Source organism: Kitasatospora sp. NPDC093550 (genome assembly GCF_044764985.1).
Classification (GTDB): Bacteria; Actinomycetota; Actinomycetes; order Streptomycetales; family Streptomycetaceae; genus Kitasatospora.
This window is the reverse complement of the sequence record NZ_JBIWJF010000062.1, coordinates 1-10945: the sequence shown is the minus strand read 5'-3', so window position 1 is coordinate 10945 and position 10945 is coordinate 1. Positions and strand designations below refer to the sequence as shown.

The window sequence follows — 10945 nt, the reverse complement described above, 5'->3', positions numbered from 1 at the left end:
TTATACCCACCCCCACCCCCCCCCCCCCCCCCCCCCCCCCCCCCCCACACCACACCACCCCCCCCCCCCCCCCCCCCCCCCCCCCCCCCCCCCCCCCCCCCCGCCCCCCACCCTCCCGAAAGCCACCCCCACACCCCAGCCCCGCGCCAGCGGAACCCTCATCCCTCCCCCACCCGAGCAATCAACAAAAGCAAAGCGTCATCCCGCAACTCCCCACCCGTATGCGCCAACAGATCCCCGTACACCCGCCCCACCGCCGCCTCCAGCTCCCCCGCCGAGCGCGCAGCTCCCCGCACCAGCTCCCCCACCCGCTCGGCCAGCGGATAGAACTCCCCGCTCGTCCGGTGCCGCGCCTCGACCACCCCGTCCGTGCAGAGCACCAGCACGTCCTCCGGCCCGAACGGCTGCCCCCAGGTGGTCGGCTCGCCCGCCGCGAGCCGTCCGAGGCCCAGCGGCACCCACGGGTCCGGCGCGTCCAGGACGTGCGCCCGCCCTTCGCCGTCCACCCGGATCGGCGGCACGTGCCCGTACTGCAGGAGTTCCATCGCCCCCGGCGTACGGAACTCCGCGAACAGCGCCGTGGTGAACTCCCCGTCCGGTACGTGCCGTTCGACGCTGGCCTCGATCCGCGCCGCGACGCCCCGCAGCCCGGGTTCGTCGTACGCGGCTTCGCGGAACGCGCCCAGCACCACGGCCGCGGTCTGCACCGCGGCGAGTCCCTTGCCCCGGACGTCGCCGACCGCGACCCGGGTCCCGTGCGGCGTCTCCAGGACGGAGTAGAGGTCCCCGCCGATCCGTGAGGCGTCCGCCGCCGACACGTACCGCACGGCGAGCCGCAGCGGCCCGACCACCGGCCCGGGCAGCCGCAGCAGGGCCCGCTGGGCGGCCTCGGCGACGGAGCTGACGGCCGCGAAGGCCGCCGCCCGCCGCATCCGGAGCCCGGCGACCCAGGCGGAGAAGACGGTGACCACCAGGTAGCTGACCATCGCGCCGTAGAGGAAGCGCGCGTCGTTGATGTTGTCGACCTCGTCGTAGTGGCTGAGCCCGAACACCGCGACCAGCCCGAGCGCGCAGACCGCGAGGAGTTCGCGGGGCCGCAGGGTCAGCGCCGCGACGGTCGGCACGACGGTCATCAGCGGGGCGAGGTAGCGGTCCTTGCCGGAGAGCAGGTCCGCCAGCGCGACCAGCAGCATCGCCAGCAGCGCCGGGGCGGCGCGCCGCCAGAGCGGCACGTCCTGGAGGTCGGCGGCCAGCAGGGCGCCGCGCCGCCGGTCCGGCGGCAGTCCGGCTGCCGTGGGAGCCGAGGGCGACTGGGCGCGGCGGATCGGAAACACATATCGAACATAAGGGACGATCACGGCACCCACCCACCCGCTCGTCGCCTACGATTCGATGCACCTCCCCCCGCCCCTCCCGGAATACCCCACCGGGGTACTCTGTCACTGACTCACGCCACTGCAGGAACCCCTACCGCCCCCGGAGGCCCCGATGTCCACCACCATCACCTACACCGTGTCCGGCATGAGCTGCGGCCACTGCGAGAAGGCGATCAGCGAGGAGCTCTCCGCGCTGACGGGTGTCACCGAGGTCGCCGCCGACGCCAAGGCCGGGACCGTGACGGTCTCCTCCGCCGCGCCGTTGGAGGACGAGCAGGTCCGCGCCGCCGTCGACGAGGCCGGCTACGAGCTGGTCGGCCGCAGCGCCTGAACCGCCGAGGTGCGGCGGGGCCGGACCAGCGGCCCCGCCCTACGCCCACCGACAAGGAGCTGATCCGCATGAGCACATCCGCCCCGGACGTCGAGGCCCGGGACCGGGTCGAGCTGTCCATCGGCGGGATGACCTGCGCCTCCTGCGCGGCCCGGATCGAGAAGAAGCTCAACCGGATGGACGGCGTCGAGGCCACCGTCAACTACGCCACCGAGAAGGCCCGGGTCGACTACGGCCCCGGCGTCACGGTGGCGGACCTGATCGCCACCGTCGAGCGCACCGGCTACACCGCCGAACTCCCGCCGCCCCCGCTCCCCACCACCCCCGAGCCACCCGGCCCGGGCGCGCGCCCAGCCGCCCGCCCCGCCGACGCCGAGGCCGGGACTGGGGCCGCCCCCTCCGCCCCTCCCCGAACCTCCGCCCCTCCCCCAGCCTCCACCCCTCCCCGAACCTCCGCCCCTCCCCCAGCCTCCGGCCGGGAGTACCCCCGCCACGACCGCCTGCCGATCAGCGCCCTGCTCAGCCTCCCGGTGGTCCTGCTGTCGATGGTCCCGGCCCTGCAGTTCACCAACTGGCAGTGGCTGGCCTTCGCACTGACCGGCCCGGTCGTGGTGTACGGCGGCCTGCCGTTCCACCGCGCCGCCTGGACCAACCTCAAGCACGGCGCGGCCACCATGGACACCCTGGTCTCGCTCGGCACCCTGGCCGCCTTCGGCTGGTCCTGCTGGGCGCTGTTCTGGGGGCACGCGGGCATGCCCGGGATGCACCACGACTTCTCGCCGACCGTCGGCCGCGCCACCGACGCCTCCTCCACGCTCTACCTGGAGACCGCCGCCGCCGTCACCGTGCTGATCCTGCTCGGCCGCCACCTGGAGGCCCGTTCCAAGCGCCGGGCCGGCGCCGCCCTGCGCGCCCTGCTCGACCTCGGCGCCAAGGACGTCGCCGTCCTGCGGGACGGCCGGGAGACGCGCCTGCCGGTGGACCGGCTGGCCGTCGGGGACCGCTTCGTGGTCCGGCCCGGGGAGAAGATCGCCACCGACGGGGTGGTGGTCGAGGGCGGTTCGGCGGTGGACGCCTCGATGCTCACCGGCGAGTCCGTCCCGGTGGAGGTCGCCGTCGGCGATCCCGTCACCGGCGCGACCGTCAACGCGGGCGGCCGCCTGGTGGTCGAGGCGACCCGGGTCGGCGCGGACACCCGGCTGGCCCGGATGGCCGAGCTGGTCGAGGAGGCGCAGAACGGCAAGGCCGCCGCCCAGCGCCTCGCCGACCGGATCTCCGCCGTCTTCGTCCCGGTGGTCATCCTGATCGCCCTGGCCACCCTGGTCACCTGGCTGCTGGCCGCCGACAGCCCCACCGAGGCCTTCACCGCCGCCGTGGCCGTCCTGATCATCGCCTGCCCGTGCGCCCTGGGCCTGGCCACCCCGACCGCGCTGCTGGTCGGTACCGGCCGCGGCGCCCAGCTCGGCATCCTGATCAAGGGCCCCGAGGTCCTGGAGTCCACCCGCAAGGTGGACACCGTCGTGCTGGACAAGACCGGCACCGTCACCACCGGCCGGATGACCTTGCTCGCCGTCCACACCACGGCCACCACCACGGAGGCCGAGGCCCTGCGCCTGGCCGGAGCCGTCGAACACGCCTCCGAGCACCCGATCGCCCGGGCGATCGCCGACGCCGCCGCCAAGGCCGGCGAACTGCCCGCCGTCGACGGCTTCCGTAGCGTCCCCGGCCGGGGCGTGGAGGGTGTCGTCGCGGGCCGCACGGTGGTGGCCGGCCACGAGGCCCTGCTCGCCGACCGGGCGCTGCACCTGCCGCCCGCCCTGGCCCGCGCCAAGGCCGCCGCCGAGGCGGCCGGCCGCACCACCGTCGCGGTCGGCTGGGACGGCGAGGCCCAGGCCGTCCTGGAGGTCGCCGACGCGGTCAAGCCGACCAGCGCCGCGGCGATCGCCGAGCTCCGGGCGCTGGGCCTGACCCCGGTGCTGCTGACCGGGGACAACCGGGCGGTCGCCGAGGCCGTGGCGGCCGAGGTCGGCATCGCGCCGGAGCACGTGATCGCCGAGGTCATGCCGCAGGACAAGGTCGACACCGTCAAGCGGCTGCAGGCCGAGGGCAGGGTCGTGGCGGTGGTCGGCGACGGCGTCAACGACGCCGCCGCGCTGGCCCAGGCCGACCTGGGCCTGGCGATGGGCACCGGCACCGACGCCGCGATCGAGGCCGGCGACCTCACCCTGGTCCGCGGCGACCTGCGCTCGGCGGCCGACGCGATCCGGCTCTCCCGCAGGACCCTCGGCACCATCAAGGGCAACCTGTTCTGGGCCTTCGGCTACAACGTCGCGGCGATCCCGCTGGCCGCCGCCGGGCTGCTCGACCCGGTGATCGCCGGGGCCGCGATGGCCTTCTCCTCGGTCTTCGTGCTCACCAACAGCCTGCGGCTGCGCCGCTTCCGACCGGCCTGAACCCCGGCGGCAGCGGACGCGAGGGGCCCGGACCGCCATCGGTCCGGGCCCCTCCCGTGTGCCGGGCCTCAACGCCCCAGCAGCTCGCCGCCGTTGCAGTGCAGGATCTCGCCGGTGATGAACCCGGCCTCGGCCGAGGCGAGGAAGTGCACCGCCGCCGCGACCTCACCGGTATCGCCGATCCGGCCGAGCAGGGTGCGGGCGGCCCGCCGGGCGACCTCGGCCTCGTCCAGCCGCGGCCCGAAGAACTCGGTGCCGCTGACCGTCCCAGGCGCGACGATGTTGGCGGTGATGCCCGAGGTGCCCAACTGGGCGGCCAGGAAGTGGTTCCAGGCGTGCAGCGAGGCCTTCGCCGCGCCGTACGAGCCGGCCCCGCGCAGGGCGGCGATGGAGCTGATGGTGACCACCCGGCCGGAGCCCGGGGTGAGCCGGTCGCGGATCGACTCGGTGAGCAGCACCACGGTCAGCACGTTGCGCTCGAAGTCGCCGCGCCAGCGGGCCAGCAGCGCGTGCGGACCGCCGCCGACCACGGTCTCCCGGCTGCCGGCGTTGTTGACCAGGACGTCGATCCGCTCGGGCAGTTCGCGCACCGCCGCCTCGACGTCGTCAGGGTCGGCGAGGTCGCACACCAGTGGGGTCACGTTCGGCCCGAGGTCGGCCGCGGCCTTCTCCAGGACCGCCCGGCGGCGGCCCACGATCACCACGCGGTCGTCCAGCTCGGCGAACCGCCGCGCGACTTCGTACCCGATTCCCGTGCCACCGCCGGTGACGACGACGTTCCTGGCCATCTGCGCACTCCCTCCCCAGTTCCGCCGCCGCGCTGCGAGTGTGCGCGACGGTCCGTACCGGAATGCCACGATTCCTATCACGCTCGGTTGCCGTGACTGCGGGGAGGGTGACGTCCCGCGCGAGAGGAGGTGTGATATGGGCGGGGTACGACCCGCACACGGAGCGTGGCGAGAGGCAGCTCACACCCCCCGGGCGTAACTTCTCGCACCCTGATACGTCTTAGGTTGGTAGTGCGGCAGTTTTTCCGACGGGCGAGGACGCGATGAACGGCAACGCGTCCCCGCGCTTCCATCGGCTGCCGCCGACGGGGCTCCGGCGGGCCCCGGGAACGGTCGTCGTCCTCGACGGCCTTCGCGCACGGCGCCGGGGTTCTGGCGGGCTGGGGACGCTTTGAGCGGCCGTTCCCGGTTGCGGCCGGCCCCGGAGTCGTGCGCCGTACGGTTCCGCCCCCGCACGACCCCTCCGGGGGCCGCGCGGGGACACGAAGGGGCCCGGCCGCTCTGGCAGCGGCCGGGCCCCTTGTCGGCTTCCGCCCGGGTCAGCGCCCGTCGAGCGGCACGTAGTCGCGGATCGCGGTGCCGGTGTAGATCTGGCGCGGACGGCCGATCCGGCTGGTCGGGTCGTTGATCATCTCGTGCCAGTGGGCGATCCAGCCCGGCAGCCGGCCGAGGGCGAACAGCACGGTGAACATGCTGGTCGGGAAGCCCATGGCGCGGTAGATCAGGCCGGTGTAGAAGTCCACGTTCGGGTACAGCTTGCGCGAGATGAAGAAGTCGTCCTTGAGGGCGTGCTCCTCCAGCTTGAGCGCGATCTCCAGCAGCTCGTCGCTCTTGCCGAGCTGGCCGAGGACCTCGTGCGCGAGCTGCTTGACCTGGGCGGCACGCGGGTCGAACGCCTTGTAGACCCGGTGACCGAAGCCCATCAGCTTGACGCCGGCTTCCTTGTTCTTGACCTTCGTGATGAAGGAGTCGACGTCGCCGCCGTCCTTCTGGATGCTCTCCAGCATCTCCAGCACGGCCTGGTTGGCGCCGCCGTGCAGCGGGCCCCACAGGGCCGAGATGCCGGCCGAGATCGAGGCGAACAGGTTGGCGTGGCTGGAGCCGACCAGGCGCACGGTGGAGGTCGAGCAGTTCTGCTCGTGGTCCGCGTGCAGGATGAGCAGCTTGTCCAGGGCGTTGACCACGACCGGGTTGAGCTCGTAGTCCTCGGCGGGGACCGCGAAGGTCATCCGCAGGAAGTTCTCGACGTAGCTCAGGTCGTTGCGCGGGTAGACGAAGGGCTGGCCCATCGCCTTCTTGTACGCGTACGCGGCGATGGTCGGCAGCTTGGCGAGCAGGCGGACCGTCGACAGGTGGCGCTGGGCCGCGTCGAAGGGGTTGTGGCTCTCCGGGTAGAACGTGGACAGCGCGCCGACGACCGAGGACAGCATGGCCATCGGGTGGGCGTCCCGCGGGAAGCCCTGGAAGAAGCGCTTGACGTCCTCGTGCAGCAGGGTGTGCTGGGTGATCTCGCGGTTGAACTCCGCCAGCTGGTCCGCGTTCGGCAGCTCACCGTTGATCAGGAGGTACGCGGTCTCGATGAACCCGCCCTGCGAGGCGAGCTGCTCGATCGGGTAGCCGCGGTACCGCAGGATGCCGTTGTCGCCGTCCACGAAGGTGATCGCGGACTTGTACGCGGCGGTGTTACCGAAGCCGTTGTCCAGGGTGACCAGGCCGGTCTGCGGGAGCAGCTTCGAGATGTCGAAGCCGGCGTTGCCCGCAGTGCTCTCGACGACGGGGTACTCGTACTCGCCGTCCTGGTACCGCAGTACTACCGAGTTGTCGCTCACGTCTTCCTCACCGACGAAATGAATCCTCTTCCAAGGTGCCCTGACTGTCTCTACGATCCCCCATCCGGAGGACAGCCGCGCACCCGGGGTGGCCCGAAAGGGCCCGCCCCTACAAAACCTGCAGCCGCAGCCGGTACGAACCGGACAAGATCGGCACCACCCTAGGCTCTGCCGTAAATCTCTTCACGTCAAGAGAACATTAGAGGCAACCATCCTGTTGGATAATCATCCAGTAGTCAGCCGATGAGCGAGCGCGGTATGCCTCCGACCTGCGCTGACGGCCCGTACGGCCTGCGCGATCGCCTTCCGTGACCCGACCAGCACCACGAGTTTCCGTGCCCTGGTCACCGCGGTGTAGAGCAGGTTCCGCTGGAGCATCGTCCAAGCGGACATGGTGACCGGAATCACCACCACCGGATACTCGCTGCCCTGCGAGCGGTGGATGGTCACCGCGTACGCGTGCGACAGCTCGTCCAGTTCGTCGAAGTCGTACCCCACCTCCTCGTCCTCGTCGGTGAGCACCGTCAACCGCTGGTCGTCCACACTGAGGGCGGTCACCACTCCCACTGTGCCGTTGAAGACACCGTTGCGCCCCTTGTCGTAGTTGTTGCGGACCTGGGTGACCTTGTCCCCCACCCGGAAGGTGCGGCCGCCGAACCGGCGCTCGGCCAGCCCCTCCCGGGCCGGCGTGACCGCCCCCTGCAGCAGTGTGTTCAGGTTCCCCGCGCCCGCCGGGCCGCGGTGCATCGGCGCCAGCACCTGGACGTCCCGGCGCGGGTCGAAGCCGAACTTCCGCGGGATCCGCCGCGCCACCACGTCCACCGTCAGTCCGGCCGCCAGCTCCGCGTCGTCCTCCGCGAACAGGAAGAAGTCCGCCAGACCCTCCGTCAACGGCGGCTTGCCCTCGTTGATCCGGTGCGCGTTGGTCACCACCCCGGACTGCTGCGCCTGCCGGAAGATCCTGGTCAGCCGCACCGACGGGATCGGGCCGCCCTGCGCCAGCAGGTCCCGCAGCACCTCCCCGGCCCCCACCGAGGGCAGCTGGTCCACGTCCCCGACGAACAGCAGGTGGGCACCCATCGGAACGGCCTTGACCAGCTTGTTCGCCAGGATCAGGTCCAGCATCGAGGCCTCGTCGACCACCACCAGGTCCGCGTCCAGCGGCCGGTCCCGGTCGTACGCGGCGTCCCCGCCAGGCTTCAGCTCCAGCAACCGGTGCACCGTCGAGGCCTCCACCCCGGTCAGCTCCGACAACCGCTTCGCCGCCCGGCCGGTCGGCGCCGCCAGCACCACCTTGGCCCGCTTCGCCAGGGCCAGCGTCACGATCGACTTCACCGTGAACGACTTGCCGCACCCCGGCCCACCCGTCAGCACAGCGACCCGCTCGGTCAACGCCAGCCGCACCGACTGTTCCTGCTCCGGCGCCAGCTCCGCCCCGGTCCGCTTCGCCAGCCAGTCCAGCGCCACCGGCCAGTCCACGTCGGCGAACCAGGGCATCCGGTCGGTGTCCGAACGCAGCAGCCGCAGCAGCTGGTTGGCCAGCGAGATCTCCGCCCGGTGGAACGGCACCAGGTACACCGCGGTGATCGGCTCGCCCCCCTCCCCCGGCACCGGCTCCCGCACCACCCCCTCGGTCGCCACCAGCTCCGCCAGGCAGTCGATCACCAGCCCGACGTCCACCTGCAGCAGCTTCACGCCGTCCGCGATCAGCCGCTCCTCCGGCAGGAAGCAGTGCCCCTGGTCGCTGCTCTGCGACAGCGCGTACTGCAGCCCGGCCTTCACCCGCTCCGGGCTGTCGTGCGGGATCCCCACCGCCTGGGCGATCCGGTCCGCCGTCAGGAAGCCGATGCCCCACACGTCCGAGGCCAGCCGGTACGGCTCGTTCTTCACCACACCGATCGAACCGTCGCCGTACTGCTTGTAGATTCGCACAGCCAACGAGGTCGACACCCCGACGCCCTGCAGGAAGACCATCACCTCCTTGATGGCCTTCTGCTCCTCCCAGGCCGCCGCGATCTTCTTCGTCCGCTTCGGCCCCAGCCCCGGCACCTCGATCAGCCGGCCCGGCTCGGTCTCGATCACCTCCAGGGTGTCCACCCCGAACCGCTCCACGATCCGCTCGGCGAACCGCGGCCCGATCCCCTTGATCAGCCCCGAGCCCAGGTACCGCTGGATCCCCTGGACGGTGGCCGGCAGCACCGTCGTGTAGTTCTCCACCGTGAACTGCCGCCCGTACTGCGGGTGCGAGCCCCACCGGCCGTGCAGCCGCAGCGACTCCCCGACCTGCGCCCCCAGCAGCGCGCCCACCACGGTCAGCAGGTCGTTCCCACCCCGGCCGGTGTCGACCCGGGCCACCGTGTAGCCGGTCTCCTCATTGGCGTAGGTGATCCGCTCCAGCACGCCCTCGACCTGCGCGAGCTGGCGCGGCTGCTGTCCCGACGGCGCCTGCTTGCTCACCGGGCCCCCTTCGACCGGTACGGGTGGATGATTCCGCTACGCACCGTACCGTCCTGCCCCGACAAGCCCACAGCCCCGGAACGCGGGCACCGGGGCCGTGGGCCCGCCCGGCCGGGGCCGGAGCCTGCCGCGCGGCGTCTGCGCCGAGGTGCCAGGCTGTGAGGGACAGGAAGGGGGGGCCGTCGACCGCGCCCGCCCGGGGCCGGCCCCGTCCGAGGAGCAGTGCCGAGATGCTCAACACCGCCTTCCGCCCCGGCTCCCCGAACTGGCTCGACCTGAGCAGCCCCGACACCCGGGCCTCCGCCGACTTCTACACCGCGCTCTTCGGCTGGACCTACGACTCGGCCGGCCCCGCGTCCGGCGGCTACGGCTTCTTCACACTCGACGGGCGGACGGTCGCCGCCCTCGGCCCGCTCCCCGAGGAGGGCTCCGCGCCCGGCTGGACGCTGTACTTCGCCACCGTCGACGCCGACCGCACCACCGAACTGGTCGAACAGGCCGGCGGCCGCGTCCGGTTCGCCCCCTTCGACGTCTTCACGTCGGGCCGGATGGCCGGCTACACCGACCCCACCGGCGCCGACTTCGCCGTCTGGCAACCGCACGACACCCGCGGCCTGGAGCTCGTCGACGCGGAGGGCAGCCTCTGCTGGGCCGAGTGCCACAGCATCGACGCCGAACTCGCCAAGTCCTTCTACCGCACGGTCTTCGACTGGCAGGAGCAGGACGTCCCGTACGAGGGCTCGGTCTACACCGTCCTCACCCCGGCGGGCGGCGGCACCGACGACGCCCACGGCGGCATCGTGCAGCTCGACCCCGAACGGACCGACGCCGGCACCGGCTCGCACTGGCTCCCGTACTTCGAGGTCCCCAACCCCGACGCCAGCCTCGCCATCGCCGCGACCCTCGGCGCGACCGTACGGCTCCCGGCCACGGACGTCCACGGCGTCGGCCGCCTCGCTCAGCTGTCCGACCCGCACGGCGCCGTCTTCGCCGTCATCAGCAGTACCGAGCCCGGGGAATGACACCGGCTCACTTCTCCCCGTCGGCCTCCTTACCGGGCCCCCAGAAGGGCGTGAGGGGGTGCTACGGGCGTAGACAGGTGCGGTCGGCCTCCCAGTGACTCCTATTCTCTGATCATGAGCGACAGGACCGATCTAACGATCCGCCGGGCCACCGAGGCGGACCTCCCCGCGATCGTGGCGATGCTCGCGGACGACCCACTGGGCGCGACCCGCGAGAGCCCCGACGACCTCACCCCCTACCGTGCCGCCTTCGCCCGCATCGACGGCGACCCGCACCAGCACCTCGTCGTCGCCGAGCGCGCCGGCCGGACCATCGGCACCCTCCAACTCACCGTCGTCCCCTGCCTCGCCCGGAAGGGCTCCACCCGCACGATCATCGAGGCCGTCCGCATCCACGCCGACGAACGCGGCACCGGGCTCGGCACCGTCCTGATCCAATGGGCCATCGAACGCTCCCGCGAACTCGGCGCCGACCTCGTGCAGCTCACCTCCGACGCCACCCGCACCGACGCCCACCGCTTCTACGAGCGGCTCGGGTTCGTGCAGTCGCACCTCGGTTTCAAACTGAAGCTCTGAGAACGCGAAAGCACAAAAGCAAAAAGCCCCTTCCCGGACCGGGAAGGGGCTTTCTGGAATGATTGTTCGGCGGCGTCCTACTCTCCCACAGGGTCCCCCCTGCAGTACCATCG

8 protein-coding genes are annotated in these 10945 nt (G+C 72.2%); 4 read left to right on the top strand and 4 right to left on the bottom strand.

Going from position 1 to position 10945, the window contains the following annotated elements; genetic code table 11:
• Window positions 1-158 precede the first annotated feature (158 nt).
• Window positions 159-1334, bottom strand: coding sequence for a PP2C family protein-serine/threonine phosphatase (locus ACIRD3_RS40135; protein WP_402227040.1), 1176 nt, complete (start codon window positions 1332-1334; stop codon window positions 159-161).
• Between the two features lie 154 nt (window positions 1335-1488).
• Here ACIRD3_RS40135 and ACIRD3_RS40130 point away from each other — a divergent pair, with 154 nt between their 5' ends.
• Complete coding sequence (locus ACIRD3_RS40130; RefSeq protein ID WP_402227038.1) at window positions 1489-1707, top strand: heavy-metal-associated domain-containing protein; 219 nt, start codon at window positions 1489-1491, stop codon at window positions 1705-1707.
• 68 nt (window positions 1708-1775) lie between these two features.
• Window positions 1776-4160 (top strand): heavy metal translocating P-type ATPase, encoded by a 2385-nt coding sequence (locus ACIRD3_RS40125; protein WP_402227036.1) that lies wholly within the window; start codon window positions 1776-1778, stop codon window positions 4158-4160.
• Window positions 4161-4228: 68 nt separating this feature from the next.
• On the opposite strand, the gene ACIRD3_RS40120 is transcribed toward ACIRD3_RS40125, so the two are convergent.
• From ACIRD3_RS40120 to ACIRD3_RS40110, 3 genes are all read right to left on the bottom strand, one after another.
• Window positions 4229-4948, bottom strand: coding sequence for an SDR family NAD(P)-dependent oxidoreductase (locus tag ACIRD3_RS40120; protein WP_402227034.1), 720 nt, complete (start codon window positions 4946-4948; stop codon window positions 4229-4231).
• 539 nt (window positions 4949-5487) lie between these two features.
• Window positions 5488-6777, bottom strand: a complete 1290-nt coding sequence (locus tag ACIRD3_RS40115) for a citrate synthase (RefSeq protein WP_402227032.1) — start codon at window positions 6775-6777, stop codon at window positions 5488-5490.
• A 225-nt stretch (window positions 6778-7002) separates the two neighbouring features.
• The gene (locus tag ACIRD3_RS40110; RefSeq protein ID WP_402227030.1) at window positions 7003-9234 is read right to left on the bottom strand and encodes an ATP-dependent RecD-like DNA helicase; all 2232 of its coding nucleotides are present in this window, start codon (window positions 9232-9234) and stop codon (window positions 7003-7005) included.
• A 230-nt stretch (window positions 9235-9464) separates the two neighbouring features.
• Between ACIRD3_RS40110 and ACIRD3_RS40105 the strand changes: the two genes are divergently transcribed.
• Together ACIRD3_RS40105 and ACIRD3_RS40100 are read left to right on the top strand one after the other, a co-directional pair.
• On the top strand, window positions 9465-10256 hold the full coding sequence (locus ACIRD3_RS40105; RefSeq protein ID WP_402227027.1) for a VOC family protein: 792 nt from the start codon (window positions 9465-9467) through the stop codon (window positions 10254-10256).
• 114 nt (window positions 10257-10370) lie between these two features.
• Window positions 10371-10832, top strand: coding sequence for a GNAT family N-acetyltransferase (locus ACIRD3_RS40100; RefSeq protein ID WP_402227025.1), 462 nt, complete (start codon window positions 10371-10373; stop codon window positions 10830-10832).
• Window positions 10833-10945 lie beyond the last annotated feature (113 nt).